Origin of the sequence: Pseudomonas sp. Irchel 3F3 (assembly GCF_900187545.1) — a bacterium.
GTDB lineage: Bacteria > Pseudomonadota > Gammaproteobacteria > Pseudomonadales > Pseudomonadaceae > Aquipseudomonas > Aquipseudomonas fortuita.
On sequence record NZ_FYDS01000003.1, the window covers coordinates 241,752 to 267,650 of the forward strand.

Annotated in this window: 29 protein-coding genes and 2 tRNA genes; 17 read left to right on the top strand and 14 right to left on the bottom strand. The window is 61.9% G+C overall.

The features are described from left to right. The first annotated feature begins 63 nt into the window (after nt 1-63). From CKW35_RS07240 to CKW35_RS07260, 5 genes are read left to right on the top strand one after another with little or no spacing between them, the layout of a single operon-like run. Entirely contained in the window at nt 64-579 is a 516-nt protein-coding gene (locus CKW35_RS07240; protein ID WP_016487902.1) for a TRAP transporter small permease, read from the top strand. Next, nucleotides 579-1,862 (top strand): TRAP transporter large permease subunit, encoded by a 1,284-nt coding sequence (locus CKW35_RS07245; RefSeq protein ID WP_016487903.1) that lies wholly within the window; start codon nt 579-581, stop codon nt 1,860-1,862. Before CKW35_RS07240 ends, CKW35_RS07245 begins: the two co-directional genes overlap by 1 nt. Before the next feature lie 29 nt (nt 1,863-1,891). After that, nucleotides 1,892-2,887 carry a TRAP transporter substrate-binding protein gene (locus CKW35_RS07250; protein ID WP_016487904.1) on the top strand — a complete coding sequence of 332 codons (996 nt, stop codon included), beginning with the start codon at nt 1,892-1,894 and terminating at the stop codon, nt 2,885-2,887. Between the two features lie 51 nt (nt 2,888-2,938). Further along, entirely contained in the window at nt 2,939-3,742 is an 804-nt protein-coding gene (locus CKW35_RS07255) for a carbon-nitrogen hydrolase family protein (protein ID WP_016487905.1), read from the top strand. 18 nt (nt 3,743-3,760) lie between these two features. Then, nucleotides 3,761-4,561, top strand: coding sequence for an HpcH/HpaI aldolase/citrate lyase family protein (locus CKW35_RS07260; protein ID WP_095115561.1), 801 nt, complete (start codon nt 3,761-3,763; stop codon nt 4,559-4,561). Nucleotides 4,562-4,643: 82 nt separating this feature from the next. Here the strand turns inward: CKW35_RS07260 and CKW35_RS07265 are convergent, their stop codons facing one another. After that, nucleotides 4,644-5,543 (bottom strand): LysR family transcriptional regulator, encoded by a 900-nt coding sequence (locus tag CKW35_RS07265; RefSeq protein WP_016487907.1) that lies wholly within the window; start codon nt 5,541-5,543, stop codon nt 4,644-4,646. A 112-nt stretch (nt 5,544-5,655) separates the two neighbouring features. On the opposite strand from CKW35_RS07265, the gene CKW35_RS07270 reads away from it, so the two are divergent. The 4 genes from CKW35_RS07270 to CKW35_RS07285 are packed head-to-tail and all read left to right on the top strand — an operon-like array spanning nt 5,656 to nt 9,331. Further along, nucleotides 5,656-6,327, top strand: a complete 672-nt coding sequence (locus CKW35_RS07270; RefSeq protein WP_095115563.1) for an RraA family protein — start codon at nt 5,656-5,658, stop codon at nt 6,325-6,327. Between the two features lie 49 nt (nt 6,328-6,376). Further along, a complete protein-coding gene (locus tag CKW35_RS07275; protein ID WP_016487909.1) occupies nt 6,377-7,426 on the top strand; it encodes a TRAP transporter substrate-binding protein in 1,050 nt (349 codons plus the stop codon). A gap of 25 nt (nt 7,427-7,451) precedes the next feature. Further along, nucleotides 7,452-8,057 carry a TRAP transporter small permease subunit gene (locus tag CKW35_RS07280; protein ID WP_095115565.1) on the top strand — a complete coding sequence of 202 codons (606 nt, stop codon included), beginning with the start codon at nt 7,452-7,454 and terminating at the stop codon, nt 8,055-8,057. Then, nucleotides 8,051-9,331: a TRAP transporter large permease gene (locus CKW35_RS07285; protein ID WP_016487911.1), complete on the top strand. Its 1,281-nt coding sequence runs from the start codon at nt 8,051-8,053 to the stop codon at nt 9,329-9,331. The genes CKW35_RS07280 and CKW35_RS07285 overlap by 7 nt, the downstream gene beginning before the upstream one ends. 49 nt (nt 9,332-9,380) lie before the next feature. On the opposite strand, the gene CKW35_RS07290 is transcribed toward CKW35_RS07285, so the two are convergent. Together CKW35_RS07290 and CKW35_RS07295 are read right to left on the bottom strand one after the other, a co-directional pair. Continuing rightward, nucleotides 9,381-9,457: transfer RNA gene (locus tag CKW35_RS07290), tRNA-Val, on the bottom strand. A gap of 171 nt (nt 9,458-9,628) precedes the next feature. Next, nucleotides 9,629-9,705 (bottom strand) — tRNA-Val (locus CKW35_RS07295). Between the two features lie 202 nt (nt 9,706-9,907). Here CKW35_RS07295 and CKW35_RS07300 point away from each other — a divergent pair. Further along, the gene (locus tag CKW35_RS07300; RefSeq protein WP_003250557.1) at nt 9,908-11,191 is read left to right on the top strand and encodes an FAD-binding oxidoreductase; all 1,284 of its coding nucleotides are present in this window, start codon (nt 9,908-9,910) and stop codon (nt 11,189-11,191) included. A 94-nt stretch (nt 11,192-11,285) separates the two neighbouring features. Here the strand turns inward: CKW35_RS07300 and CKW35_RS07305 are convergent, their stop codons facing one another. Beyond that, on the bottom strand, nt 11,286-11,963 hold the full coding sequence (locus CKW35_RS07305; RefSeq protein WP_060517213.1) for a peptidase C39 family protein: 678 nt from the start codon (nt 11,961-11,963) through the stop codon (nt 11,286-11,288). Between the two features lie 222 nt (nt 11,964-12,185). On the opposite strand from CKW35_RS07305, the gene CKW35_RS28345 reads away from it, so the two are divergent. Further along, a complete protein-coding gene (locus CKW35_RS28345) occupies nt 12,186-12,362 on the top strand; it encodes a hypothetical protein (RefSeq protein ID WP_016487917.1) in 177 nt (58 codons plus the stop codon). A gap of 48 nt (nt 12,363-12,410) precedes the next feature. Here the strand turns inward: CKW35_RS28345 and CKW35_RS07310 are convergent, their stop codons facing one another. Together CKW35_RS07310 and CKW35_RS07315 are read right to left on the bottom strand one after the other, a co-directional pair. Further along, nucleotides 12,411-13,163 (bottom strand): TerC family protein, encoded by a 753-nt coding sequence (locus CKW35_RS07310; RefSeq protein WP_016487918.1) that lies wholly within the window; start codon nt 13,161-13,163, stop codon nt 12,411-12,413. 29 nt (nt 13,164-13,192) lie between these two features. Next, a complete protein-coding gene (locus tag CKW35_RS07315; protein ID WP_024717747.1) occupies nt 13,193-13,432 on the bottom strand; it encodes a hypothetical protein in 240 nt (79 codons plus the stop codon). A gap of 131 nt (nt 13,433-13,563) precedes the next feature. Here CKW35_RS07315 and nhaR point away from each other — a divergent pair, with 131 nt between their 5' ends. The 3 genes from nhaR (at nt 13,564) to CKW35_RS07330 (ending at nt 16,585) form a co-directional block, all read left to right on the top strand. Next, the gene (gene nhaR, locus CKW35_RS07320; protein ID WP_060517211.1) at nt 13,564-14,457 is read left to right on the top strand and encodes a transcriptional activator NhaR; all 894 of its coding nucleotides are present in this window, start codon (nt 13,564-13,566) and stop codon (nt 14,455-14,457) included. Between the two features lie 139 nt (nt 14,458-14,596). Further along, nucleotides 14,597-15,808 carry a serine/threonine transporter SstT gene (sstT, locus tag CKW35_RS07325; protein ID WP_031312121.1) on the top strand — a complete coding sequence of 404 codons (1,212 nt, stop codon included), beginning with the start codon at nt 14,597-14,599 and terminating at the stop codon, nt 15,806-15,808. Between the two features lie 129 nt (nt 15,809-15,937). Then, entirely contained in the window at nt 15,938-16,585 is a 648-nt protein-coding gene (locus CKW35_RS07330; protein ID WP_060517209.1) for a YceH family protein, read from the top strand. Nucleotides 16,586-16,589: 4 nt separating this feature from the next. Here CKW35_RS07330 and CKW35_RS07335 read toward each other — a convergent pair whose 3' ends face one another. The 8 genes from CKW35_RS07335 to CKW35_RS07370 form a co-directional block, all read right to left on the bottom strand. Next, entirely contained in the window at nt 16,590-16,778 is a 189-nt protein-coding gene (locus CKW35_RS07335) for a hypothetical protein (protein ID WP_016487923.1), read from the bottom strand. A gap of 155 nt (nt 16,779-16,933) precedes the next feature. After that, nucleotides 16,934-18,496: an alkyl hydroperoxide reductase subunit F gene (gene ahpF / locus CKW35_RS07340; RefSeq protein ID WP_060517207.1), complete on the bottom strand. Its 1,563-nt coding sequence runs from the start codon at nt 18,494-18,496 to the stop codon at nt 16,934-16,936. 126 nt (nt 18,497-18,622) lie between these two features. Beyond that, nucleotides 18,623-19,186 (bottom strand): alkyl hydroperoxide reductase subunit C, encoded by a 564-nt coding sequence (gene ahpC / locus CKW35_RS07345; protein ID WP_004375926.1) that lies wholly within the window; start codon nt 19,184-19,186, stop codon nt 18,623-18,625. Between the two features lie 266 nt (nt 19,187-19,452). After that, on the bottom strand, nt 19,453-20,808 hold the full coding sequence (gene gorA / locus CKW35_RS07350; RefSeq protein ID WP_016487925.1) for a glutathione-disulfide reductase: 1,356 nt from the start codon (nt 20,806-20,808) through the stop codon (nt 19,453-19,455). 99 nt (nt 20,809-20,907) lie between these two features. After that, nucleotides 20,908-21,747: a UTP--glucose-1-phosphate uridylyltransferase GalU gene (gene galU / locus CKW35_RS07355; protein ID WP_016487927.1), complete on the bottom strand. Its 840-nt coding sequence runs from the start codon at nt 21,745-21,747 to the stop codon at nt 20,908-20,910. A 299-nt stretch (nt 21,748-22,046) separates the two neighbouring features. Then, nucleotides 22,047-22,964 (bottom strand): c-type cytochrome, encoded by a 918-nt coding sequence (locus tag CKW35_RS07360; protein ID WP_016487928.1) that lies wholly within the window; start codon nt 22,962-22,964, stop codon nt 22,047-22,049. Then, entirely contained in the window at nt 22,961-23,611 is a 651-nt protein-coding gene (locus tag CKW35_RS07365; RefSeq protein WP_016487929.1) for a cytochrome c, read from the bottom strand. Before CKW35_RS07365 ends, CKW35_RS07360 begins: the two co-directional genes overlap by 4 nt. A 77-nt stretch (nt 23,612-23,688) precedes the next feature. After that, nucleotides 23,689-24,048 carry a hypothetical protein gene (locus CKW35_RS07370; protein ID WP_016487930.1) on the bottom strand — a complete coding sequence of 120 codons (360 nt, stop codon included), beginning with the start codon at nt 24,046-24,048 and terminating at the stop codon, nt 23,689-23,691. Nucleotides 24,049-24,208: 160 nt separating this feature from the next. On the opposite strand from CKW35_RS07370, the gene CKW35_RS07375 reads away from it, so the two are divergent. The 3 genes from CKW35_RS07375 to CKW35_RS07385 are packed head-to-tail and all read left to right on the top strand — an operon-like array spanning nt 24,209 to nt 25,789. Then, nucleotides 24,209-24,511, top strand: a complete 303-nt coding sequence (locus tag CKW35_RS07375) for a DUF1883 domain-containing protein (protein ID WP_016487931.1) — start codon at nt 24,209-24,211, stop codon at nt 24,509-24,511. A gap of 7 nt (nt 24,512-24,518) precedes the next feature. After that, the gene (locus CKW35_RS28350; protein ID WP_095115567.1) at nt 24,519-24,689 is read left to right on the top strand and encodes a hypothetical protein; all 171 of its coding nucleotides are present in this window, start codon (nt 24,519-24,521) and stop codon (nt 24,687-24,689) included. 23 nt (nt 24,690-24,712) lie between these two features. Beyond that, nucleotides 24,713-25,789 carry a nitronate monooxygenase family protein gene (locus CKW35_RS07385; protein ID WP_016487933.1) on the top strand — a complete coding sequence of 359 codons (1,077 nt, stop codon included), beginning with the start codon at nt 24,713-24,715 and terminating at the stop codon, nt 25,787-25,789. Nucleotides 25,790-25,899: the final 110 nt, after the last annotated feature.

Genomic DNA, 25,899 nt, shown 5'->3' on the forward strand with positions numbered 1-25,899 from the left:
CGTCCGCATGATCGCACCGGGCGCTTTTGGCGCTTCCTGGGCAGCTCTGCCTCAGGAGGCGCCATGAAAACCCTGGTCGATGGTTACTTCATCATCCTCAAGACGCTGGTGGTAGGTTGTCTGGTCGGCATCACCTGCCTGATCTTCACCAACGTCGTGCTGCGCTATGGCTTCAACTCAGGGTTGTTCTTCAGCGAAGAGATTTCCCGCCTGGCGTTTGTATGGCTGGTGTTTGCTGGCGCGCAGCTGATGCTGCACGAACACGGCCACATCGGCGTCGACATCGTCACCCGCCGCGTCTCGCCTGGCGTGGCCCGCTGGCTGCTGGCACTGACACAACTGCTGATGCTGTATGTGACCTGGCTGTTTCTCGACGGCAGCTGGAAGCAGACCCTGATCAACCTGCATGTCGGTGCTCCCTCCACGGGTATTTCCATGGCGCTGTTCTACGGCGCGGGCCTGGTGTTCTGCATCCTCAGCGCGCTGCTGATCTGCACCCAGCTGGTCAGGAACCTGACGGGCACCCTCCCGGCGCCCGCCCAGACCGAAACTTCGCTCAAAGATGGAGCAGTCGAATAATGGCCCTGTCTGTTTTCGTCGGCGTGCTGATGGCCGCCATCCTGATCGGCGCCCCCATCGCCTATGCCCTGATCCTTTGCGGCGTGGCGTTGATGTGGCTGCTGGGCCTGTTCGATGGCCAGATCATCGCGCAGAACATCATCAACTCGGCCGGCAGCTTCCCGCTGCTGGCAATTCCGCTGTTCATCATCGCTGGCGAGGTAATGAACAGCGGCGGCTTGTCCAAGCGCATCATCAAGCTGGCCATCACCCTGGTCGGCCATCTGCGCGGCGGGCTTGGCTACGTCACCATTTTTGCCGGCGTGCTGCTGTCGAGCCTGTCCGGTTCGGCCTTGGCCGACGCCGCCTCGCTGACCGCCCTGTTGCTGCCGATGATGGTCATCGCCGGCTACAACCGTAACCGCTCCGGGGGCCTGATCGCATCGGTGTCGGTGCTGGGTTCAATCATTCCACCCAGCATCGGTTTCGTTGTGCTTGGCGTGGCTTCGGGGCTGTCGATCACCAAGCTGTTCCTCGCCGGCATCGCCCCGGGGCTTATGATCGCCGCCGCACTGGTGGTGGCCTGGTGGCTGATGTCGCGGCGTAACAACGATGTGCAACTGAGCCCCAAGGCCAGCGGCAAGGAGCGCCTCAAGGCCCTGGTGGACAGCTTCTGGGCGCTGATGCTGCCGGTGATCATCGTCGTCGGCCTGCGTTTTGGCGTGGTCACCCCGACCGAGGCCGGTGCGGTGGCCAGTGTCTATGCCCTGCTGGTGTCGTCGCTGATCTACCGCGAGCTCAGCCTCAAGTCGCTCAACCAACTGCTGCTGCGCGCCGGCAAGACCACCGCTGCCGTGATGTTCCTGGTAGCTGCCGCTTCGATCCCGGCCTGGATGATTACCATCGCCGACATCCCCGGGCAAATCATCGACCTGATCCAGCCAGTGATGGACAACCCGCGGCTGCTGATCGTAGTGCTGATGCTGCTGATCCTGGTGATTTCCATGGTCATGGACCTCACCCCCACCATTTTGCTGCTCGCACCAATCCTGGTACCGGTGGTGACCGCTGCGAACATCGACCCAATCTATTTCGGGGTGCTGTTCATGATCAATTGCTCGATCGGCCTGATCACCCCGCCGGTGGGCACGGTGCTCAACGTGGTCTGCGGCATCGGTCGCATGCGTTACGAGGCACTGCTCAAAGGCACGTTCCCCTTCCTGATCGCGGAAATCATCGTGCTGTTCCTGCTGGTCATCTTCCCCGAACTGGTCACCGTTCCCGCCCAGTGGTTCGGGCATTGATCCCCCCTATAACAATAAAGGTACTGTCCATGAAGAAACTCGCCCTCATCGCCGCCCTGTTGCTGTCCAGCAGCTTGAGCATGGCCGCCGACTACAACGCCCGCGTCATCAAGTTCGCCGCCACCAGCCCCAAAGGCACGCCACCGGCCATCGGCATGGAACTGTTCGCCAAGAAGGTTCAGGAGCGCAGCGAAGGCAAGATCAAGGTGCGCACCTTCCCCAACGGTGTCCTGGGCGGCGACGTACAGGTGCTGTCTTCCTTGCAGGGTGGCGTGGTGGAAATGATGACCTGGAACGCCGGGCTGATGCTTAACCACATCACCGACTTCGGCATCCTCGACTTCCCGTTCCTGTACACCGACACCGCCAAGGTCGATGCCATGCTCGACGGCGAGGTAGGCAAGATGCTCACCGACCAGTTGCCAGCGAAAAATCTGGTAGGCCTGGCGTTCTGGGAGCTGGGCGAGCGCAACCTGACCAACAATGTGCGGCCGGTGCAAAAGCTTGAAGACATTGCCGGGCTGAAGATTCGCGCCCAGCAATCGCCGCTGTTCCTGGACGTGTGGGCGGCACTCGGTGCCAACCCGACGCCGCTGCCTTTCACCGAGGTGCACACGGCACTGGAGACCGGCACCGTGGACGGCCAGGAAAACCCGGCGGCGCTGATCCTCGCCTCACGCTTCAACGAGGTGCAGAAGTACCTGAGCCTGACCCGGCACAACTACAACCCACAGATTGTGCTGATCGGCAAGACGTTCTGGGACAGCCTCAACAAGGATGAGCAGCAACTGCTGACCGAGGTTGCCCAGGAAGTGCGGCTGGAACAACGGCGCATCTCCCGGGAGGCGGACAGCAAGGCCATCGCCGACCTGCAGGGCGCGGGCATGCAAGTCAACCAACTGCCGCCCGACGAGGTGGCGCGCATCCAGGCCAAGATTCGCCCCGTGGTCGACAAGTACGCCGCACAGATCAATCCCCAACTGGTCAGCAAGGTCTACCAGGCCATGGGCTACCAGCCACAGTGACGCCCTCGCGCCGCGCATTGCGGCGCCTTTCAACTGCCATCAAGGAACAGCATGAAAATCTCCGTAGCCCAGATTCACCCGGTGGCCGGCAACCCGGCCCTGACCGTCGACAAGGTTGCCACGCTGGCACGCCAGACCGCTGCAGAAGGCTCGCGGCTGATCGCCTTTGCCGAATGCCTGCTCACCGGCGGCGCGTTCGACAGCCGTGAAGACCTCGAGCGCGGCGCCATCAGCCTCGACGCCCTGGCGCCGCTGCTGGAGGTATCGGCGCAGACCGGCATCCTGATCGTGGTCGGCTTCTACGAGCGGCACGCCAGCTCGGTGTACAACACCGCCGCGCTGATCGGCGCGCAAGGCATCATCGGCCTGCACCGCAAGCGCCACTTGCCATTCATGATCGGCGACCGCTTCACCGACCGCCCCAGCGATTGGGCAACACCTGTGTTCGATACCGACATCGGCCGCATCGGCCTGGCCATCTGCTACGAAATCCGCTTCCCCGAAGTGGTACGCACCCTGGCCCTGGAAGGTGCCGACATCGTCGTACTGCCTGCTGCCTGGCCAGAACAGGCACGCATGCTGCCGGACATTTTCAGCACCGTGCGCGCCGCTGAAAACATGGTGTACTTCGTTGCTCCCAACCGCAACGACATGGACGAGGGCATGCAGTTCATCGGCACCAGCCATATCATCGAACCGTCCGGCAAGACCCTGGTGCGCGCCGGCCTGGAAGACGGCGTGTACACCGCCGAGATCGACCTGGCCAAGGCCCGCAACAAATCGCTGATCCGTGACCCGGGCATATTCGAAGTGCACCCGTTCCGCGACCGGCTGCCTGAAACCTACCGCATCTGACCCAAGGCGGCCTCGAACATGAACCAAAGCACTACACACACCTTGCTGAAGGTCCGCATGGCGCGCGGTACCACGTTCGGCATGAACATCTACAGCACCGCCTGCATGGCCATCGAGGTGGCCGGCAACTGGGGCCTGGACTTCGTCTTCATTGACGCCGAGCACACCGCGCTGGGCGTGGACCGCGACATGGAAAAACTGCTGCTGGCCGCCAGCAGCGCTGCAATCCCCAGCCTGGTACGGGTGCGGGGCACGCTGGAGTGGGATATACGCAAGGCCCTGGAAATGGGCGCTGCCGGGGTGATCGTGCCGCAAGTGCACAACGCCGCGCAGATGCGCCAGATCATCCATTACAGCAAGTTCCCGCCCTTGGGACGGCGCGGTGGCGACAGCTCGGTGCGCTCGGCCGGGTTCGCCGGGCCAGGTTTCGACTGGGCGCGCTATACGCAGGCAGAAAACGACCGCAGCGTGATCGTGCCCATGGCCGAAAGCTATGAGTTTTTTGACAACATCGATGAGATTCTCGATGTGGAAGGGATTGATGCAGTGCACTTCGGGCCGGCGGACTACTCACTTTCACGCGGGCTACCGGTCGACTACCGCCTGGGCAACCCCGAGGTGCGGCAACGCCTGCAGGTGCTGATCGAAAAATGCCACGCCCGCTCGATCAAGGTGATGGTGCCGTGCTTTCCGGCCGACCGGGTCACCGCCGGGCGTTTGCTGGACATGGGCAGCGACATGCTGCTGATGGGCAGTGATCTGTCATGGCTCAACCAGGCCGGGCAACATATCGCTGCAGTAAAACAGGCGCTCACCTGACCGGCTGACACGCCACACAACCGGCGCCTGCAGGCACCGCGCAGTTTTCGGGCTGCTACGGTGCCTGCGGGCTCGGGACTAATCAATCTACCAGAAAGTTCTGCTTTACCAGTGTCGCCCGAATGATCGATACCAGTTCACCCAGTTGCATGTCTGGCCGTTCAGTCAAATAGGAAAGGCAGAACTTTGCCGCAGGAATCGCCGGGTCGCACGGTAATGTCTTCAGCATGTCCACCGCCAACATGTCGCGAATCAGTGGCACCGGCAATATGCCAATGGCATGCCCCGCTGATACCATCTTGGCAATAAACGCCAGCGAGTTGCTGGAATGAAAAGCGTGGCTCGCCGAGCCGCTTTCCTGCAACCAGCGGTCCACCACCGAATACAGTGTCGACGGCGCGCTGTGGGTAACGATCGAATACTGCCGCGCCTGCTGCGGCAGAAACGGCCCGTCGGCAATCTCCAGGTGCCGCGCCGCCACCCACTGAAACGTCATCCAGCCAAGGAACACATCGGTCACATCCTCGCGTGTGGCCGGGTTGGTCAGCAGGGCGATGTCCAGTTCGTGATCGTTCAGTTTGCGGTTGAGCGCGGCGCCCACATCGATGGTGATTTCCAGGGTGATTTCCGGGAAGTGCGCCTTGATTTCGCTTATCACCGCAGTCAGCCCGACCATGGCCGAGCACTCGTCTGCCCCCAGGCGCAGGCGCCGGTGTTGCTTCTGCTGGGCCGCGAACTGCTCCAGCTGCGTGCTGTTGTTCAGTACCAGTTCGGCATGGCGCAGCGCCGTGTGGCCGTCGGCGGTGAGGCTCATGCGCTGCTTGCTGCGGTCGAACAGCTTGACGCTGAGCAACGACTCCATTTCCTTGATGCGCGCCGACACCGCAGGTTGCGTCAGGTGAAGATGCCGTGAGGCCGCGTGCACACCGCCCAGGCGAGCGGTCCAGTAGAATGCCTCGATCTGCATCAGCGTGATACGCATGATAAAAACTGCTCCGGCTACTGCTTACGGATTTTTATTATCGACCGTTCAGGGCGCTTGTTAGGATGACCGAAACCCTTCGAAAAAGCATCCGGCATAACAACAACTCCCTATGTATATCATCGAAGCTCTACCTACCCCGGTTAACGCCCACGAACTTGAAATACTGATCAATGCCGAACCGGCAACTATCGGTCATTTCATTACCCACGGCATACCCCACCCAGACATCAAGGCACACTTGCAGAATGTACGGGCGGTGGGCACTGCCGTAACCGTACGCATGCCCGGCAATGACGGTGGCATCCTGCACTACGCCATGGGCTGCGCACGCCCCGGCGATTTCCTGATCGTGGACCGCTGCGGCGAGCGCATCACCGCCGCGCTGGGTGGGGCCATGGCCTACGCCGCCAAGCAGGCCGGGGTAGCCGGGATCATTGTCGACGGCTATGTCACCGACCTTGGCGAATTGCGCGAGCACGGCGTGCCGGTATGGTCGCGCGGTGCCAGTGCCATCACCACGCGAGTGATCAGCCACGAAGGCGAGTTCTGCACTGCCATCCAGTGCGGCGGGGTCATCGTGTACCCGGGCGACGCCGTGGTGGCAGACGAGAACGGCATCGTGTTCCTGCGCCCAGGCAAGGTGGTAGAACTGGCGCAACGGGCAATCGACTTCCAGCACAACGAAAAGCACACCCTCGCACGGCTGGCCAAGGGCGAGAAGTTTCCCGACATCGTCGGGTCGCGGTCGACCATCGACGCAGCGACCCGCCCTCGCGGATAGCGCCACACCGCACCCGAAGTAGCCCCCGAACAACAACAAGAGGCCTACCGTGAAGCTCATCTCCCTGCTCATACCGCTGGCGCTTGGCGTGCTGATGGGCAGCCCGGCCGCCCAGGCGCAGGACTACCCGCAAATCCGTTTCAACGTGATCGGTGGTGGTAGCCACAACTACACGTTCCGCGCCGTTGAACAGCCGTTCTGGAACGGCTCCTTGCCCAGCGCCTCCCACGGCAAGGTCACCGCCCAGCTGCTGGGGCTGTCGGAGAGCGGCCTCAAGGGCCCGGAAATCATTCGCCTGATGCGCTTTGGCGCGGTTGACATTGGCATGGGCGTGTTCGCATTCGTCGCCGGTGACGATGCTACCTTCGAAGGCATCGACCTGCCGGGCATGGCCGCCGACATCGGCAGGGCCCGCCGCATCGCCGACGCCTACAAGCCGGTGCTGGAACAGCGTATGGCCGAGCGCCATGGCATAAAGCTGCTGGCCACCGTGCCGTACACTGCGCAGGTGTTTTTCTGCCGCGCGCCCGTGCAATCGCTGGCCGACCTCAAAGGCCGAAAAATCCGCACCCGCGGGCGCAACATGGCCGAGCTGGTCAAAGCGATTGGCGCTGCGCCGGTCACCCTGCCCTTTGCCGAAGTGGTGACCGCCATGCAGACCGGCGTCATCGACTGCGCCATTACCGGTATCGGCTCGGGTAACGCGGCCAAATGGTACGACGTGGCCGGGTACCTGTACGACCTGCCGGTGGACTGGTCGGTCGGCTTCTATGGTATCGGCCTCAAGCGCTGGCAACAGTTGCCGCCTGAGGTGCAGCAACTGCTGCAGGCGCAGTCGAAGGTGCTGGAAGATGCCCTTTGGCAGGAGACGGCCAGGGAAAACCGTTACGCCAAGGCATGCAATGTCGGCAGCCCTGACTGCCAGATCCACCAACTGGCGCACATGAGTGCGTCGGCACCCGACGCGCAAGAACAGCAGCGCGTGCGCCAAATGGCGCTGGAAATCGCCAACGACTGGGGCAGGCGTTGTGGCCCCAGTTGTGTCGAACAATGGAATGCCAGCGCAGGCCGCGCCATCGGCATGCGCCTGGCCCCATAAACCCTTTCCCTCGGAGCATACAGAGATGAAGACGGCCCGTTCCAGCCTGGCGGCCATCACCGCCATCGCCAAGGCCAGCACCTGGGTGGGTGGCTTTGCCCTGCTCGGCTGCGCCCTGCTGATTGGCATCGACCTGATCTTGCGCAAGACCGTGGGCATCTCCATGGGCGGCGCTGATGAAATTGCCGGCTATGTTCTGGCAGTCACCAGCGCCTGGGCGTTACCGGTCACTTTGCTCAAGCGTTCGCACATCCGCGTCGACATCCTCTACGCTCGCCTTGGCTTGAAACCACGGGTGGCGCTCGACCTGTTCGCCCTGGCTTGCATGGCCGCGCTGGCCAGCACCTTGGTCTTTCACGCCTGGCATGTATTGTGGGACTCCATCGAATACCGTTCAGTGCCCAACACCCCCTTGCAAGTACCGCAATGGATACCGCAATCCCTCTGGTTTGCCGGCTACCTGTTCTTCGCCCTGACCCTCCTCAACCTGGCGCTGGTGAGCCTGGGGCATTTATTGCGCGGGCGCTGGGGGGCAGTCAGTGCACTGATCGGTATCAACACGGTCGAGCAGGAAATCGAGCAAGCGCTACACCCCGCCGCCACCCCTCCCCAGGAGCACCCGCCATGCTGAGCATCACCTTGTTGCTGCTGCTGACCCTGTTGGCGCTGAGCGTGGCCGCGGCCGTCAGTGTCGGCTTGCTGGGGATGTCGCTGTCGCAGTTGTTCTCGACCCTGCCGCTGAGCAATGCCATGGGCGAAATCGCCTGGAACATCAGCGCCGAGTTCCTGCTGGTGGCCATCCCCCTCTACGTACTAATGGGTGAACTGCTGGTGTGTTCGGGAGTGGCCGGGCGCATGTACCAGGCGGTCGAGAAATGGCTATCCTGGCTGCCGGGCGGGCTGATGAACGCCAACATCGGCGCCAGCGCGCTGTTTGCCACCACCAGCGGCTCCAGCGTGGCAACCGCCGCTACCATTTCCACCCTGGCCATCGCAGAGCAGGAACGCAAAGGTTACAACGCACCGCTGTTCCTTGGCTCCATCGCCGCTGGCGGCACGCTGGGTATCCTGATTCCGCCATCGATCAACATGATCCTGTTCGCCCTGATTGCCAACGTGTCGGTGCCCAAGCTATACCTGGCCGCGACCATCCCCAGCATCATCCTCAGCCTGTTGTTCGTCGCACTGATCGTGCTGGCCTGCCTGGTGCGCCCACCATTGGGTGGGCGCATAGAACACACCCGCTGGGCAGAACGCCTGGCCTGCATCCCCGACCTGCTGCCGCCACTGGCCATCTTCGTTCTGGTGATCGGCTCGATCTACAGCGGCTTTGCAACGGCCAGCGAGTCGGCGGCACTTGGGGTACTCAGCGCCTTGGGCTTGGGCCTGTGGCGTCGGGCTTTCACCTGGCAAAGCCTGGGCCAGGCCTTCGAAGCCACGTTGCGCACCACCGGCATGATCATCTTCATCACCTTGTCGGCGTTCTTCCTCAACTTCGTGCTGGCGTCCATCGGGCTGACCGCCACCCTGGTCAGCTTCGTCACCGACCTGAACCTGCCACCCACGACCGCGCTGCTGGCGATCATCGTGTTCTATATCGTGCTCGGCTGTTTCATGGACACCTTGGCGATGCTCATCACCACGGCGCCGCTGATCGTGCCAATCGTCGTCAACCTGGGCTTTGACCCGCTGTGGTTCGGGGTGGTGCTGATCGTGCTGTGCGAGATGGGCCAGATCACCCCGCCGTTCGGCATGAACCTTTTCGTGGTGCAGAGCATCCGTGGTCGCGGCAACTTCATGGACGTGGTGTACGGCGCCCTGCCGTTCTGCCTGGCTTTGCTCGCGCTGATCGGTTTGCTGATTGCCTTCCCACAACTGGCGCTGTGGCTGCCAAAGGCGTTCTAGCGGCAGAATGCAAAAAGGGCGATCATCTCTGATCGCCCTTTTTGGGATTTGGTAGGCACAATTGGACTCGAACCAACGACCCCCACCATGTCAAGGTGGTGCTCTAACCAACTGAGCTATGTGCCTGTCGTGTGGTGCGCATATTAGTGATCCGATGCGTACCTGTAAAGCTTTTTTTTGAGAAAAATCAAAAACTTTCGAATGTGAGCACTGGGTGCCCTTACCGCAGTTTGCGGTACCCACAGCAATGGCTAATGAAAAAAGGGGTGACCCTTTCGGATCACCCCTTCTTCGATTTGGTAGGCACAATTGGACTCGAACCAACGACCCCCACCATGTCAAGGTGGTGCTCTAACCAACTGAGCTATGTGCCTGTCGTGTGGTGCGCATTCTACGCATTCCAAAAACCCTGTCAACACTTTTTTTTGCGCTAACCTACTGAATCTTAACCCCTTTATATAAAGGCTGCTGGCGGGTCCCCCGTAAAGGATTTTCACCAGACGACTAGCGGGTGTTTATTATTATTGATAGCATCGGTACATTCGTTAAAAATATAAAACACGAGGTTCCTGCAGCATGGCTAACACCCCCTACCCCCAGTCCTACTACGCCGCCTCGGCCAACCCGGTGCCGCCACGTCCGGCGCTGCAGGGTGAGGTGGAAACCGATGTGTGCATCATCGGTGCCGGCTACACCGGCCTGTCCAGCGCCCTGTTCCTGCTGGAGAACGGCTTCAAGGTGAGCATCGTCGAAGCGGCCAAGGTCGGTTTCGGCGCATCGGGCCGCAACGGCGGCCAGATCGTCAACAGCTACAGCCGCGACATTGACGTCATCGAACGCACCGTCGGCCCCAAGCAGGCACAACTGCTGGGCCACATGGCCTTCGAAGGCGGGCGCATCATTCGTGAGCGCGTGGCCAAATACAACATCCAGTGCGACCTGAAAGACGGTGGCGTGTTCGCCGCCCTCACCAGCAAGCAGATGGGCCACCTGGAGTCGCAAAAGCGCCTGTGGGAACGCTTCGGCCACAACCAGCTCGAGCTGATGGACCAGAAGCGCATCCGTGAAGTGGTTGCGTGCGACAGCTATATCGGTGGCATGCTCGACATGAGCGGCGGCCATATCCACCCGCTGAACCTGGCCTTGGGCGAAGCAGCTGCGGTCGAGTCGCTGGGGGGCATCATCTATGAGCAAACCCCGGCCGTGCGTATCGAGCGCGGTGCCAACCCAGTGGTGCACACCCCGCAAGGCAAAGTGCGCGCCAAGTTCATCATCGTCGCCGGCAACGCCTACCTGGGCAACCTGGTGCCGGAACTGGCCGCCAAGTCCATGCCATGCGGTACCCAGGTGATCACCACCGAACCCCTGGGCGAAGAACTGGCGCGCACCCTGCTGCCGCAGGATTACTGCGTCGAGGACTGCAACTACCTGCTCGACTACTACCGCCTGACCAGCGACAAGCGCCTGATCTTCGGCGGTGGCGTGGTGTACGGCGCACGTGACCCGGCCAACATCGAGGCGATCATCCGTCCGAAAATGCTCAAGGCCTTCCCGCAGCTGAAAAACGTGAAGATCGACTACGCCTGGACCGGCAACTTCCTGCTGACCCTGTCGCGCCTGCCCCAGGTTGGCCGGATCGGCGACAACATCTATTACTCGCAGGGTTGCTCGGGCCACGGCGTGACCTACACCCACCTGGCGGGCAAAGTGCTGGCCGAGGCCTTGCGCGGCCAGGCTGAGCGTTTCGACGCCTTCGCCGGCCTGCCGCACTACCCGTTCCCGGGTGGCCAGATGCTGCGCGTGCCGTTCAGCGCCATTGGCGCCTGGTACTACAGCCTGCGCGATCGCCTGGGCTTCTGATGTAAGCCGGCCTGGCGCTATCGCCGGCAAGCCAGCTCCCACAGGTACCGCACAGGCGTCGAACCCAGTGCGCTACCTGTGGGAGCTGGCACCGCTATTTGTTCAGGCTGCTGATGGCCTGCTTCGCCGCAATTTCCTGCCCCGCCCGTGCCAGCTCATCCGCAGCCTGCAACCAGCGCTGGCGATCCACCTGGGCCGGCAGTTGCCGCGGTGGCTGCACCAGCACCGCCCAACTCCCCTGCTTTGCCCACGCCGAGGCAAAGTCATCAAACGCCATCACCTGCCGCCGGTGCATGCCCGAGCGCAGCAGCACACGCTGCTTGTAGCGGTCATAGCCGATCAGCACCGCATAACGTGGCTCACCCCACCAGGCCGAACCCTCTTCGTAACGCAGCAGCACCGGGTTGCCCGCCGCCACCTGGGTCAATAGCGCGTCCAGTTGCTTGTCCAGTGGGTATACCACCATGCCGTAGTCCCGTGCCACGCGAGGGATAGCCGTGTCCAGCGCATCTGCGCCTTGGGGCAGGTTCAGCGGCTTGTCCAGCAAACCAGGCGTAATCGGCGCGCCCTGTTGCGACAGCACCGCTGCCAGCGCCATGGCACCGCTGTGGTTGGCGTTGCCACGGTAGAACGGCACGCTGCTGATCTCGACCCGCTGCGCCAGGCCTTTGAGATTGGCGGGCGGTGCGCTGGCACAGCCAGCCAGGGTGGCTGCCATCAGACAGACGGCCAGCAGCCGCCGGGGGGCAGTTTTGACGGAATGTTGCTGCATGGACACTCGCTTGTTCCAACGCCAGGCAGGCAGCGCCCGGCTCTGGCACCGATCATAGGTCCGACAGCGGCGCGGGTATAGTCCGACAGCGGCTTGGAGCGAATCGGACTCAGGGATAGACCTTTGTTCGATGGAACGTCACAGGCGAAGGGCTAGACTAAAGCAGTGTCTGGAAGGCAAGCGCTGGCTGACCGAGCGCTGCCCTTGGAGAGGGAGGCACAGATGAGCCTGACTATGGCAATCCTCATGCTGGTGGGCATGTGGCTGAGCGTTGCAGCCGCCATGCTGTGGGGTGTGCTGCGTATCGTGCGGCGCCATTCCCACCACCACCGGCCACCGCTGGTACCTGCCAAGCCGCAACCTGTGCGACGGCCACGACGGCCAGCCGGGGTGCACTAAGATTTCAGAACCCGCGAACGGGGCGCAATGCGCCCCGTCTTTTTTTCATCAACCTTCAGCAGCCTCACGCTTCAAGCGCGCCCGGCGAGCCAGAATGTTGAGGATCTCGATCGCGGTCGAGAACGCCATGGCCGCATACACATACCCCTTCGGCACATGAGCGCCAAAGCCTTCGGCGATCAGTGTCATGCCGATCATGATCAGGAAGCCCAAGGCCAGCATGACCACGGTCGGGTTGTCATTGATGAAGTTGGCCAGCGGGTCAGCGGCTACCATCATCACGATGACTGCCGTGATCACGGCAATGATCATGATCGGCAAGTGCTCGGTCATGCCCACAGCGGTGATGATGCTGTCGACCGAGAAGACGATGTCCAGCAGCAGGATCTGGAAGATTGCCGCAGCAAAGCCCAGGGTTACAGTCGAACCGACCTTGGCTTCTTCCTTGGCACCGTGCGGGTCAACGCTTTCGTGAATTTCCTTGGTCGCCTTCCACAGCAGGAACAGGCCACCGGCAATCAGGATCATGTCCTTCCACGAGAAGGCGTTACCGAACACTTCGACCACAGGGTCGGTGAGCTGTACGATCCAGGCCACCGTGCTGAGCAAGGCCAGGCGCATGACCAAGGCCATGCTGATCCCGATCCGCCGTGCCTTGGAGCGGTACTCCACCGGCAGTTTATTGGTCAGGATGGAGATGAAGATCAGGTTGTCGATGCCCAGCACAACTTCCATGGCCACCAATGTAGCCAGGGCAACCCAGGCAGTAGGGCTAGCGGCGAGTTCCAGCAAGTATTCCATTGTTCAAATCCTGCAGCGGCGGTTTAGGGTCAGATTTCCTGGGTGTCTTTTTTCTTGTCGGCATCTTCAGGCTGTTGCGCCTCGCCGCCGATAGCCTCGTTCAACGCCTGCTGGGCGGCCTTGTTGGTGTCGTCAATGGCCTGCTTGGCCGACTGCGCAGCCTGGTCGAGCATCTGCTGGGCGGATTTCTCGGCTTGGTCGCAGCCTGCCAGGGTGAACAGGGCCAACGCCAGCACCAATGGGGTACCGATGGATTTGAATTGCAGCATGGTGTCCTCGCTTGAAATATCCCGGCGGCGCATGGCGCCTGATGCGGTGCATTCTAGAGATGCCGACAGTTCAGGAAAATTCGTATTTTCATGGCATATACTTCGGGTTTTACGAATCGGGACGACCGACGGTGCTCAACTATCGCCAGCTGCATTACTTCTGGGCCGTGGCCAAGACGGGCAGCATCACCCGCGCCAGCGAACAGCTGAACCTCACACCACAGACCATCAGCGGGCAAATCAGCCTGTTCGAGCAAACCTACGGCCTGGAACTGTTCCAGCGCGTCGGCCGCCAACTGGAGCTGACCGAGACCGGCCGCCAGGCGCTGGTGTACGCAGAACAGATGTTCCAGATTGGCGGCGAACTGGAGGCCATGCTGCGCGCCGGCCCGCAGGAGCAGATCCTGTTCCGTGTGGGGGTGGCCGATGTGGTGCCCAAATCCATCGTCTACCGCCTGCTGGCACCGACCATGGAGCTGGATGAGGTGCTGCGCATCAACTGCCGCGAAGACAAACTTGAGCGGTTGCTGGCAGACCTGGCCATCCAGCGCCTGGACCTGGTGATTTCCGACAGCCCCATGCCCAGCAATCTGGACATCAAGGGCTACAGCCAGAAGCTGGGCGAGTGCGGGCTGAGCTTTTTCGCCACGCCGGCACTGGCACAACGCCTGAACGGCCCCTTCCCCGCCTGCCTGCAGGATGCTCCGCTGCTGGTGCCCGGGCAGGAAACCGTGGTGCGCAGCCGTTTGCTGCGGTGGCTGGGCGAGCAACAGCTGCAGCCCCGCATCGTGGGCGAGTTCGATGACAGTGCCCTGATGCAGGCGTTCGGCCAGTCGGGCAGCGGCATTTTCGTCGCCCCCAGCGTGATCGCCGACGAGGTGTGCCGCCAATATGGTGTGGCGCTGATCGGCCAGACCGAGGCCGTGCACGAATCGTTCTATGCCATTTCGGTAGAGCGCAAGGTCAAGCACCCGGGGATTGTCGCGATTACCGAGGGGGCGCGGCGGGAATTGTTTCATTGGTGATCGTGGTGGCGTCTTTGTCCGTGAAACCGCTTCCACCGGTACTGCACACGTCTCGGTACACGGCGAAGACGCCAGAACAGCCGTACACGTGGTCTATGGTAAAGTCTCGCCCTTTCCAGATTCCGAGATGCCGCTGCACATGACCCCTGTCTTCCGCCTCCTCAACCGCACCAGCCTGGTGACACAGATCGTCATCGGCCTGCTCGCGGGCATCGCCGTTGCCCTGCTCGCGCCTGCCATCGCCCGCGACCTGGCCTTCCTGGGCAAGGTGTTCGTCAGCGCCCTCAAGGCCGTGGCGCCCGTGTTGGTGTTCATCCTGGTCATGGCCTCGATCGCCAACCACCGTCACGGCCAGGAAACCCATATCCGGCCGATCCTCTGGCTGTACCTGCTAGGTACCTTCGCCGCAGCGGTCGTAGCCGTGGTCGCCAGCATGCTGTTCCCCTCCGACCTGGTGCTGAGCAGCGGTGAGGCAACGTTGAGCGCCCCGGGTGGCATCTCCGAGGTGATGCAGAACTTGCTGCTGAGCGCGGTCGACAACCCGATCAATGCCCTGCTCAACGCCAACTTCATCGGCGTGCTGACCTGGGCTATCGGCCTGGGCGTGGCCCTGCGCCATGCGGGTGAAACCACCCGCACCGTGGTCGAAGACCTGTCCAATGGCGTGACCCTTATCGTGCGCGTGGTTATTCGCTTCGCCCCGCTGGGCATCTTTGGCCTGGTCAGCTCCACCCTCGCCCAGTCGGGCCTGCAGGCCCTGCTCGGCTACCTGCACTTGCTGGCTGTGCTGATCGGCTGCATGCTGTTCGTGGCGCTGGTGATGAACCCGCTGATCGTGTTCTGGAAAATCCGCCGCAACCCCTACCCGTTGACCCTGCTGTGCCTGCGCGAAAGCGGCATTACCGCGTTCTTCACTCGCAGCTCGGCGGCCAACATCCCGGTCAACCTGGCACTGTCAGAGCGCCTTGGCCTGCATGAAGACACCTACTCGGTGTCGATCCCGTTGGGCGCAACCATCAACATGGCCGGTGCGGCAATCACCATTACCGTACTGACCCTGGCCGCGGTGCATACCCTGGGTATCCCGGTGGACCTACCAACGGCCGTGCTGCTCAGCGTGGTGGCGGCGGTGTGCGCCTGTGGCGCCTCGGGTGTGGCCGGGGGCTCGCTGCTGCTGATTCCACTGGCGTGCAGCCTGTTTGGCATCCCCAGCGAAATTGCCATGCAGGTAGTGGCGGTGGGCTTCATTATCGGCGTGCTGCAGGATTCGGCCGAGACAGCGCTGAATTCGTCGACCGATGTGCTGTTCACAGCGGCGGCGTGCCAAGCCGAAGAGGGGCGTAGCGCCTGAGCAGACCAAAGGGCCGCTTTGCGGCCCATCGAAGGCAAGCCTGCGCCTGCTAGCGATGATGCCAGTGATTGCTTAAGCCAGGCGCATTACCTAGGCTAGTGGCCTTTCCCCAGCAATTGAGACAGGGCCATGTCAGAACAAGAAACCGCCGATGAAGGCCGCTTCAGCAGCGTTGAGATCCGTATTCTCGGTTCGCTGATCGAGAAGCAGGCCACCAGCCCGGAAAGCTACCCGCTGACCCTTAATGCCCTGGTCCTGGCCTGCAACCAGAAGACCAGCCGCGAGCCGGTGATGAACCTTACCCAGGGCCAGGTTGGGCAGGCCCTTCGCGCACTCGAAGGGCAAGGGATGACCCGCCTGCAGATGGGCAGCCGTGCCGACCGCTGGGAACAACGGGTGGACAAGGCCCTGGAGCTGGTGCCGGCACAGCTGATTTTGATGGGCCTGATGTTCCTGCGCGGCCCGCAAACCCTCAACGAACTGCTCACCCGCAGCAACCGCCTGCACGACTTTGACGACACCGAGCAGATCCAGCACCAGCTGGAGCGCCTGATCTCGCGCGGCCTGGCCTTGCACCTGCCACGCCAGGCCGGCCAGCGTGAAGACCGCTACACCCATGCGTTGGGCGACCCGGCAGAGATCGAGACGATCCTCGCTGCACGTCAACAGGAAGGTGGCGCGCGCAGCAGTGGCGGCAGCGTTTCGGAAGACCGCATCGAAGCACTCGAGGCCCGCATCGCGGCGCTGGAAGCGCGGCTGGCCGAGCTGGAAGGCTAAGCCGTCACGGCTCGCGTTCGGGGAAGTTGCGGCAGCTCTTGCGTTCGGCCAGCTCCCGGTCACTGGGGCGCTGGTCGACAAACACGGCGCGGCCGTCGGCGTAGATTTCCAGGTAGCCCCAGTGCAGGTCCTGTTCTTGCTGGCCGGGCTTTGGGGGTACTAGCCACCAGGGTTCGCGGCTGATCAGGGTCATAGGCGTGATTCCTGAGGGGATCTGCACTAATCATAGACACCCTCAGCCTTCGAAGGCCCTACCGCCGGCAAACCAGCTCCCCCAGGTGCACCACAGTTTCGAGTGCTGTGATCACCTGTGGGAGCTGGCTTGCCGGCGATAGGGCCAGCGCAGGCTTATGCCGGTGCCGAAGTACGAATCAGGTGGTCGAAGGCTGCCAGCGAAGCCTTGGCCCCTTCACCCACTGCAATCACGATCTGCTTGTACGGCACGGTGGTCACGTCACCTGCGGCAAACACACCCGGGATGCTGGTCTGGCCCTTGGCATCGACGATGATCTCGCCGCGCGGCGACAGCTCGACGGTGCCTTTAAGCCAATCGGTATTCGGCAGCAGGCCGATCTGCACGAAGATGCCTTCCAGCGCCACCTCGTGCTGCTGATCGGTCGTGCGGTCCTTGTAGCGCAGGCCGGTCACCTTCTCACCATTGCCCAGTACTTCGGTGGTCAGCGCGCTGGTGATCACTTTCACGTTCGGCAGGCTGTGCAGCTTGCGTTGCAACACCGCATCGGCACGCAGCTGGCTGTCGAACTCGATCAGCGTCACCTGGGCAACGATACCGGCCAGGTCGATGGCCGCTTCCACGCCTGAGTTACCGCCGCCAATCACCGCCACGCGCTTGCCTTTGAACAGCGGGCCGTCACAGTGCGGGCAGTAGGCCACGCCGCGACCGCGGTATTCCTGCTCGCCCGGCACGTTCATTTCGCGCCAGCGGGCGCCCGTGGCCAGGATCACGGTCTTGGCCTTGAGCGAGGCGCCACCGGCCAGGCGTACTTCATGCAGGCCGCCATCGGTGGCCGGAATCAGCGCCTCGCCGCGCTGCAGGTTCATGATGTCCACATCGTATTGCTTGACGTGTTCTTCCAGTGCAGTGGCAAGCTTCGGCCCTTCGGTTTCCTGCACCGAGATGAAGTTCTCGATGGCCAGCGTATCGAGCACCTGGCCACCGAAACGCTCGGCGGCGATACCGGTGCGGATGCCTTTGCGTGCGGCGTAGATGGCCGCTGCAGCCCCGGCTGGGCCACCCCCGACCACCAGCACGTCAAAGGCATCCTTGGCGTTGATCTTTTCGGCCTGGCGAGCGCCGGCATTGGTGTCGATCTTGCCTAGGATTTCTTCCAGCCCCATGCGGCCCTGGCCGAACACTTCGCCGTTCAGGTACACGCTGGGCACCGCCATGATCTTGCGCGCTTCCACTTCATCCTGGAACAGCGCACCATCAATGGCCACGTGGCGCACATTGGGGTTGAGCACCGCCATCAGGTTAAGTGCCTGAACCACGTCCGGGCAGTTCTGGCACGACAGCGAGAAGTAGGTTTCGAAGGTGAACTCGCCTTCCAGCGCCTGGATCTGCTCGATCACTTCGGCACTGGCCTTGGACGGGTGACCGCCCACTTGCAGCAGCGCCAGCACCAGCGAGGTGAATTCGTGGCCCATGGGTATACCGGCGAAGCGCAGGCTGATATCGCTACCCGGGCGGTTCAGTGAGAACGACGGGCGACGGGCATCTGTACCGTCCGCGCTGAAGGTAATGAGGTTCGACAAACCGGCAATTTCCACCAGCAGGTCGTGCAATTCGCGGGACTTCGCGCCGTCGTCGAGGGAGGCTACGATCTCGATCGGCTGGGTGACCCGCTCCAGGTAGGTTTTCAGTTGCGATTTAAGCGTGGCGTCCAACATACGGGCGATTCCTTTTTTTCAAAACTCGGATACAAAAACGCCCAGGCGATGTCGCCCGGGCGTTTGACGGGGCGGTAGGTATTTCAGCTTTGGCGGCTGCTTACCGCCCGCGTTATGGGCATGACCTTAGATCTTGCCTACCAGGTCCAGCGATGGCGCCAGAGTGGCTTCGCCTTCTTTCCACTTGGCCGGGCACACTTCGCCTGGGTGGGCGGCAACGTACTGGGCAGCCTTCACTTTACGCAGCAGTTCGGCAGCATCGCGGCCTACACCACCGTCGTTCAGTTCGACGATCTTGATCTGGCCTTCCGGGTTGATCACGAAGGTACCGCGATCCGCCAGGCCGGCTTCTTCGATCAGCACGTCGAAGTTGCGCGAAATGACGTGGGTCGGGTCACCGATCAGCGGGTATTGGATCTTGCCGATGGTGTCCGAGGTGTCGTGCCAGGCTTTGTGGGTGAAGTGGGTGTCGGTGGACACGCCGTAGATTTCCACACCCAGTTTCTGGAACTCGGCGTAGTTGTCGGCAAGGTCACCCAGCTCGGTCGGGCAGACGAAGGTGAAGTCAGCCGGGTAGAAGAACACGACAGACCACTTGCCTTTCAGGTCGGCTTCGCTGACCTGGACGAACTCGCCCTTGTGGTAGGCGGTGGCGTTGAACGGTTTGACTTGGCTGTTGATGATTGGCATGAGAGACGCTCCTTCATGGGGTTGGAATCAGTTGATGGATAGAATCCTAACTAATCATCCCGCTGAAGGCTCATTGGCAAAGCTCATGCTTGTGATTGGTTTTGGCTATAACCGGGGTTAATTAATAGAAGGGAATGGGCTGAGCAAAGGATTGCGCTGCATCCATTGGCCCCATCGCCGGCAAGCCAGCTCCCACAGGTACCGCGCAGGCCCATGGACTTGCAATACCTGTGGGAGCTGGCTTGCCGGCGATGAGGCCAGTGCCATTAACGAGTGACTGTACGCATGGTCACGAACTCTTCGGCCGCCGTCGGGTGCACGCCGATGGTTTCGTCGAATTGCTGCTTGGTCGCACCGGCCTTCAGGGCAATGCCCAGGCCCTGGATGATTTCGCCAGCGTCAGGGCCAACCATGTGGCAACCCAGCACCTTGTCAGTCTCGGCATCCACCACCAACTTCATCAGGGTCTTTTCCTGAATGTCGGTCAGGGTCAGCTTCATGGCGCGGAAACGGCTTTCGAACACCTGCACCTTGTGCCCGGCCTCCAGCGCCTGCTCCTCGGTCAGGCCAACCGTACCGATAGGCGGCTGGCTGAACACCGCCGTCGGGATGTTCTGGTAGTCCACCGGGCGGTACTGCTCCGGCTTGAACAGGCGCCGCGCCACGGCCATGCCTTCGGCCAGGGCCACCGGGGTAAGCTGCACACGGCCGATCACATCGCCAATGGCCAGGATCGAAGGCGCAGTCGTCTGGTACTGCTCGTCGACACGAATGTAACCACGCGCATCCAGCTCGACACCGGTGTTTTCCAGGCCCAGGTTGTCCAGCATCGGGCGCCGGCCTGTAGCGTAGAAAACACAGTCTGCAACTAGCTCGCGGCCGTCCTTCAGGGTGGCCTTGAGGCTGCCATCTTCAAGCTTGTCGATACGCTGGATGTCGGCATTGAATTGCAGATCGAGGCCACGCTTTTCCAGTTCTTCCTTCAGGTGCGTGCGCACCGAGCCATCGAAGCCGCGCAGGAACAGGTCGCCACGGTACAGCAGCGTGGTGTCGGCCCCCAGGCCCTGGAAGATACCGGCGAACTCGACGGCAATGTAGCCACCGCCGACCACCAGCACCCGCCTTGGCAGCGCCTTGAGGTAGAACGCTTCGTTGGAGGTGATCGCCAGTTCCTTGCCCGGTATGTCCGGGATCTGCGGCCAGCCACCGGTAGCGATAAGGATGTGCTCGGCGGTGTAGCGCTGGCCTTCCACCTCCACTTCATTGGCACCGGTCAGGCGTGCATGGCCCTGCAGCAGGGTGACGCCGCTGTTGACCAGCAGGTTGCGGTAGATGCCGTTGAGGCGCTCGATCTCGCGGTTCTTGTTGGCAATCAGGGTGCCCCAGTCGAAATGCCCTTCTTCCAGGGTCCAGCCGTAACCCGCGGCCTGCTCCAGTTCGTCCGCGACATGCGCGCCGTACACCAGCAGTTTTTTTGGCACGCAGCCGACGTTGACGCAGGTGCCACCCAGGTAGCGGCTTTCGGCCACTGCCACTTTTGCGCCGAAGCTCGCCGCAAAGCGCGCTGCGCGCACACCGCCGGACCCGGCACCAATCACGAACAGATCAAAATCGTAGGCCATGTATTCACTCTCCTAGGCAGGCGCACAGCATAACGCCGTTGGCCACTGCAAACAAAAAAGCCACCCTGAAGGGTGGCTCTCTATGACCTGCGGGGCTTATCAGTAAGCCTTGCCAGCCTTGTAGAAGTTCTCGAAGCAGAAGTTGGTCGCCTCGATGTAGCCTTCGGCACCACCGCAGTCGAAACGCTTGCCCTTGAACTTGTAGGCGATCACGTTACCTTCTGCCGCTTGCTTCATCAGCGCGTCGGTGATCTGGATCTCGCCACCCTTGCCCGGCTCGGTCTGCTCGATCTTCTCGAAGATATCCGGGGTCAGGATGTAGCGGCCGATGATGGCCAGGTTCGATGGCGCATCTTCAGGCTTGGGCTTCTCGACCATCGAGTCCACACGGAAGATACCGTCACGGATTTCCTCGCCGGCAATGACGCCATACTTGTTGGTTTCCTGCGGATCGACTTCCTGGATCGCGACGATCGAGCAGCGGTATTGCTTGAACAGCTTGACCATCTGCGCCAGCACACCGTCACCGTCAAGGTTGACGCACAGGTCGTCCGCCAGAACCACTGCAAACGGCTCGTCGCCAATCAGCGGGCGGCCGGTGAGGATCGCGTGGCCCAGGCCTTTCATTTCGGTCTGACGGGTGTAGGAGAACGAGCACTCGTCGAGCAGGCGACGGATACCCACCAGGTATTTTTCCTTGTCGGTGCCCTTGATCTGGTTTTCCAGCTCGTAGCTGATGTCGAAGTGGTCTTCCAGGGCGCGCTTGCCGCGGCCGGTCACGATGGAGATTTCGTTCAGACCAGCATCCAATGCTTCTTCAACGCCATACTGGATCAGTGGCTTGTTGACCACCGGCAACATTTCCTTGGGCATGGCTTTGGTTGCGGGCAGGAAGCGAGTGCCGTAGCCGGCCGCCGGGAACAAGCATTTTTTGATCATATACGTCCTTAACAAAGGCTAGGCCTGTGGAATTCGCCGCAGTCTAATCAGGCGGCACTCACCTTACAATGCCCCCCGATAGCGACCGATGCCATCATAGAGATAACCCAGTGTAGATAGTTCCGGGGGATCGTAAATAATAACGTCATACATGACGGGCGGATGACAGCAAAACAAGGGTGCCTGTACCGGCCCTTTCGCGGATAAACCCGCTCCCACAGGTACCGCATCAGGCCTGAGCTCTGCACAGATTCTGTGGGAGCGGGTTCACCCGCGAAGAGGCCGGCACAGGCGCTGCATCAGCTACCGGTGCCCTGCCCGATCAGCACCCCATCTACCTTCTGACCATACAGGTTCACGCCGTCATTGGCATGGAACTTCACCCGGGTCTTCTCGATGGAGCCCTCGACCAACCGCGGGTCCTGCGGCCGTTCGTGGCGGTTGATCCACGCCGCCACGTCCCAGGCCTGCTGATCGCTGAGGCTGCCCGGCTTGCCCAGCGGCATGTTGGACTTGATGAACGACGCCGCTGTGTTGATACGGTGCATACCGGCGCCCCAGTTGTAGGACTCCTTGCCCCACAACGGCGGCATCACGTACTCACCGGCCACCTTCTGCCCTTCACCGTTGTCGCCATGGCAGATCGCGCATTGCTCGCGGTACACCTGCTGGCCACGTTTGAAGTCATAGCCGCCCTGGGGCTGCGGCACTTCCGGGTAACCCCGCCCGGCAATTTCCACCCCCGTTGGCGCCTTGGTCGAAAGCCAGTAGGCATAGGTCGCCAATGCCGTCATTTGCGGACTGTCAGCGGCAGGTGGCTTGCCATTCATGCTGAACTGGAAGCACCCCTGGATCCGCTCGGCATAGGTATTCACCTTGTCGTTTTTCTTGCGGTATGCGGGGTACATCGGATAAGCGCCCCACATCGGCGCCGAATGCGCCAGCCGCCCCTGGTCGAGGTGGCAGTTACTGCAGTTCATGCCGTTGCCCACGGCCTCGGGCATCAGCCGGCGTGTATCGACGAACAGGGCATGGCCCTCGCGCACCATCTTGCCAAAGGCGTTGTCGGGCAACGCGTTTTCAGCGGGCGGCACGAACTGCGGCGCAGCCTGCAGGCCAGGCACGTTCAACTGCGACTGATCTTCCATGGCGATCGGCACGGCCGCCTGGGCGCTGCCCATGGCCAACAGCAACAGCGTTGGAATCATCGGTTTCATGGCTTGACCTCCTGGCTGACGGCGCGGGCGAAGAACTCGGCAACAGCCTTGATCTCCTCATCGGTCATGGCCTTGGCCACGCCAACCATCAGCTGGTTGGGGTCATTGCTGCGGCTGCCGTCACGCCAGGCATTGAGCTGGGCCACCAGGTAACTGGCAGGCTGGCCGGCCAAAGGCGGAAAGTGTTCGCCAACGCCACCGCCGCCAGGACCATGGCACTGCACACACCCCGGGATCTGACGACTCCAGTCGCCGTAAAGGGCCATTCGGGTGGTAGGGTCAACGGCGATTTGCTGGCGCCACAACTTGCTGGCGGGGTCGGCCGGCAGGCTGGCCAGATAGGCACTCACTGCCTCGATTTCATCCTCGGTCAAGGCCTTGGCCAATGGCTCCATCACCGGCTGCTTGCGGCTGCCGCTGCGCCAATCGTGCAATTGCTTGCTGAGGTAACCGGCCGGTAACCCGGCCAGACGTGGAAAGCCGGCAGCGGCGATACCTTTGCCGTCCGGGCCATGGCACCCGAGGCACGCCATGGCGGCGGGGTTGGCCCCACCCTGGGTGAAGATTTTCTGGCCCTCCACGGCATGTGCCATGGGCCAGGCCAGGACCAGCATGCCGCCGACCAGGGCGCGTCTGAACGGTGTCATCACGAATCTCCTTTTCTTTTGTTATATGTTTAGGCTTAAAACATATAAGCAAAGACAGGAAGGTCCGTTGCCTCAGATCAATGTCCGGAGATGCACTGGGTGGCCGCCGTGCGCACATCGCCCAGGCGCAGGGGGAAGTTGTTCAGCCGCTCATGCAGCTTGATGCTGCTGCCGCCGCCACGCTTGTCGATGTCCACCAGCGCCGCAGGGCCTGCCCCGGAGCTGATTTTCTGCGGCACGATCAGGCGCAGGCCGTCGCCACGTGGCTCCTCTACCAACGGATCGCGCGTATCAGCCAGCTTTAGCTTGATGCAGTCGGCATATTCACGCGGGGTCTTGCCGGAAATCACATCCAGCGTCTCGTGGGATTGCTCCAGTTCCGAAACACTCACACAACCGCCCAGAGCCAAAGACACCACCGCCACCATCCACTTCATTTAGAGCACCTCAGCCTTCAAGAATCCAGTTCGACCACAACCAGGCCGTTTTGCTCCCTGCATTGGCAGATTTAGCGGGGCCTGACCATCGAGCGCGCCAGTGTAGCGACACATCGTGGTATCTTTTGCCTTTACAGATCCAACCCTTGCGGAGCATCACATGAAATTCGTCCACCAGCGCGAGCACCTCAACGAGGACGACATCGTCGTCATCGAATGCTCCCAGCGCTGCAATATCCGCCTGATGAACGACGCCAACTTCCGCAGCTTCAAGAACGGCGGCCGTCACACCTACCACGGCGGTCAGTTTGTCGACTTCCCGGCCAAAATTACGGTACCCAGCACCGGTTTCTGGAACATCACCATCGACACCGTGACCACCCGCCCGATCTCGGTGACCCGCAAGCCAACCTTGAGCCACAAGATCAAGATCATCCGTCGCTCTTCGTCGAAACTCAGATAAGACTGCCATGACCCAGAACATCAAATACGTCATCAAATACAAGCTCGACGGCGAGCGCCGCTGGGATTTCGCCGTCATGCCCGACGCCTCGCAGGAGCAGGCCCTCGATGCCCTGCGCAAGATCCACGGCGACGACGCCGACAAGATCAGCGACATTCAGGTGAGCAAGGCACTGTAAGGCTGCGCGCCAAGGAGAACTGCATGAGCAACTGGCCCGACCGTCGTATCCTCGATCTGCTGGGCATCGAGTTGCCCATTCTGCAGGCGCCCATGGCCGGTGCCAGCGGTTCGGCCATGGCCATTGCCGTGGCCGACGCCGGGGGGCTTGGCGCCCTGCCCTGCGCCATGCTCACAGGCGAACAGGTGCGTGGCGAGATCGCAGCCTTTCGAAAGGCTTGCCCGGGCCGCCCGCTGAACCTGAACTTCTTCTGCCATCAGCCGCCAGCGCCCGATGCCGAGCGTGATGCACGCTGGAAGCAGGCGCTTGAGCCTTATTACAGCGAAACGGGTGCCGATTTCACGGCCCCCACGCCAGTGTCCAACCGTGCGCCGTTCGACGAACAAAGCTGCCAGCTGATCGAGCAACTGCGCCCGGAGGTGGTGAGCTTCCACTTCGGCCTGCCCCAGGCTGACCTGCTGCATCGGGTGAAGGCCAGTGGTGCCAAGGTCCTGTCCAGCGCGACGACGGTGGAAGAAGCAGTCTGGCTGGAACGCAATGGCTGTGACGCGATCATCGCCATGGGTTATGAAGCCGGTGGCCATCGGGGCATGTTCCTCAGCAACGACATTACCAGCCAGATCGGCACCTTTGCCCTGGTGCCGCAGGTGGTGGACGCGGTCAGCGTGCCGGTGATTGCCGCAGGCGGTATCGGTGACCACCGCGGCCTGGTGGCGGCACTGGCCTTGGGCGCTTCGGCAGTGCAGATCGGCACGGCTTACCTGTTCTGCCCCGAGGCCAAGGTTTCGCCGGCGCACCGCCAGGCGCTGGACAGCGCGCCCGCCAGCGACACGGCGTTGACCAACCTGTTTACCGGCCGACCGGCGCGTGGCATCAACAACCGCATCATGCGCGAGCTAGGGCCGATGAGCGACCTGGCACCGCGCTTCCCGCTGGCGGGTGGGGCACTGATGCCTTTGCGGGCGATCACCGATCCGCAGGGTAACAGTGACTTCAGCAACCTCTGGGCAGGGCAGGCTCTGAGGTTGGGTAGGCACATGCCTGCGGGGGAGCTGACCCGGGAGATTGCCGAAAAGGCACTGGCCTTGGTTAATCGTTAGGCATCTTCATATACAGGCTCGGCCTCTTCGCAGCACAAGGCTGCTCCTAAAAAGGTGCGGCGCCTGTAGGAGCAGCCTTGTGCTGCGAAGAGGCCGAGCCTGCAAATGCA

Bases quoted from the DNA above. Each gene is read 5' to 3' on its own strand.
- CKW35_RS07240 (WP_016487902.1), top strand. From the start codon at position 64: ATGAAAACCCTGGTCGATGGTTACTTCATCATCCTCAAGACGCTGGTG.
- CKW35_RS07245 (WP_016487903.1), top strand. From the start codon at position 579: ATGGCCCTGTCTGTTTTCGTCGGCGTGCTGATGGCCGCCATCCTGATC.
- CKW35_RS07250 (WP_016487904.1), top strand. From the start codon at position 1,892: ATGAAGAAACTCGCCCTCATCGCCGCCCTGTTGCTGTCCAGCAGCTTG.
- CKW35_RS07255 (WP_016487905.1), top strand. From the start codon at position 2,939: ATGAAAATCTCCGTAGCCCAGATTCACCCGGTGGCCGGCAACCCGGCC.
- CKW35_RS07260 (WP_095115561.1), top strand. From the start codon at position 3,761: ATGAACCAAAGCACTACACACACCTTGCTGAAGGTCCGCATGGCGCGC.
- CKW35_RS07265 (WP_016487907.1), bottom strand. From the start codon at position 5,543: ATGCGTATCACGCTGATGCAGATCGAGGCATTCTACTGGACCGCTCGC.
- CKW35_RS07270 (WP_095115563.1), top strand. From the start codon at position 5,656: ATGTATATCATCGAAGCTCTACCTACCCCGGTTAACGCCCACGAACTT.
- CKW35_RS07280 (WP_095115565.1), top strand. From the start codon at position 7,452: ATGAAGACGGCCCGTTCCAGCCTGGCGGCCATCACCGCCATCGCCAAG.
- CKW35_RS07285 (WP_016487911.1), top strand. From the start codon at position 8,051: ATGCTGAGCATCACCTTGTTGCTGCTGCTGACCCTGTTGGCGCTGAGC.
- CKW35_RS07300 (WP_003250557.1), top strand. From the start codon at position 9,908: ATGGCTAACACCCCCTACCCCCAGTCCTACTACGCCGCCTCGGCCAAC.
- CKW35_RS07305 (WP_060517213.1), bottom strand. From the start codon at position 11,963: ATGCAGCAACATTCCGTCAAAACTGCCCCCCGGCGGCTGCTGGCCGTC.
- CKW35_RS28345 (WP_016487917.1), top strand. From the start codon at position 12,186: ATGAGCCTGACTATGGCAATCCTCATGCTGGTGGGCATGTGGCTGAGC.
- CKW35_RS07310 (WP_016487918.1), bottom strand. From the start codon at position 13,163: ATGGAATACTTGCTGGAACTCGCCGCTAGCCCTACTGCCTGGGTTGCC.
- CKW35_RS07315 (WP_024717747.1), bottom strand. From the start codon at position 13,432: ATGCTGCAATTCAAATCCATCGGTACCCCATTGGTGCTGGCGTTGGCC.
- sstT (WP_031312121.1), top strand. From the start codon at position 14,597: ATGACCCCTGTCTTCCGCCTCCTCAACCGCACCAGCCTGGTGACACAG.
- CKW35_RS07330 (WP_060517209.1), top strand. From the start codon at position 15,938: ATGTCAGAACAAGAAACCGCCGATGAAGGCCGCTTCAGCAGCGTTGAG.
- CKW35_RS07335 (WP_016487923.1), bottom strand. From the start codon at position 16,778: ATGACCCTGATCAGCCGCGAACCCTGGTGGCTAGTACCCCCAAAGCCC.
- ahpF (WP_060517207.1), bottom strand. From the start codon at position 18,496: ATGTTGGACGCCACGCTTAAATCGCAACTGAAAACCTACCTGGAGCGG.
- ahpC (WP_004375926.1), bottom strand. From the start codon at position 19,186: ATGCCAATCATCAACAGCCAAGTCAAACCGTTCAACGCCACCGCCTAC.
- gorA (WP_016487925.1), bottom strand. From the start codon at position 20,808: ATGGCCTACGATTTTGATCTGTTCGTGATTGGTGCCGGGTCCGGCGGT.
- galU (WP_016487927.1), bottom strand. From the start codon at position 21,747: ATGATCAAAAAATGCTTGTTCCCGGCGGCCGGCTACGGCACTCGCTTC.
- CKW35_RS07360 (WP_016487928.1), bottom strand. From the start codon at position 22,964: ATGAAACCGATGATTCCAACGCTGTTGCTGTTGGCCATGGGCAGCGCC.
- CKW35_RS07365 (WP_016487929.1), bottom strand. From the start codon at position 23,611: ATGACACCGTTCAGACGCGCCCTGGTCGGCGGCATGCTGGTCCTGGCC.
- CKW35_RS07370 (WP_016487930.1), bottom strand. From the start codon at position 24,048: ATGAAGTGGATGGTGGCGGTGGTGTCTTTGGCTCTGGGCGGTTGTGTG.
- CKW35_RS07375 (WP_016487931.1), top strand. From the start codon at position 24,209: ATGAAATTCGTCCACCAGCGCGAGCACCTCAACGAGGACGACATCGTC.
- CKW35_RS28350 (WP_095115567.1), top strand. From the start codon at position 24,519: ATGACCCAGAACATCAAATACGTCATCAAATACAAGCTCGACGGCGAG.
- CKW35_RS07385 (WP_016487933.1), top strand. From the start codon at position 24,713: ATGAGCAACTGGCCCGACCGTCGTATCCTCGATCTGCTGGGCATCGAG.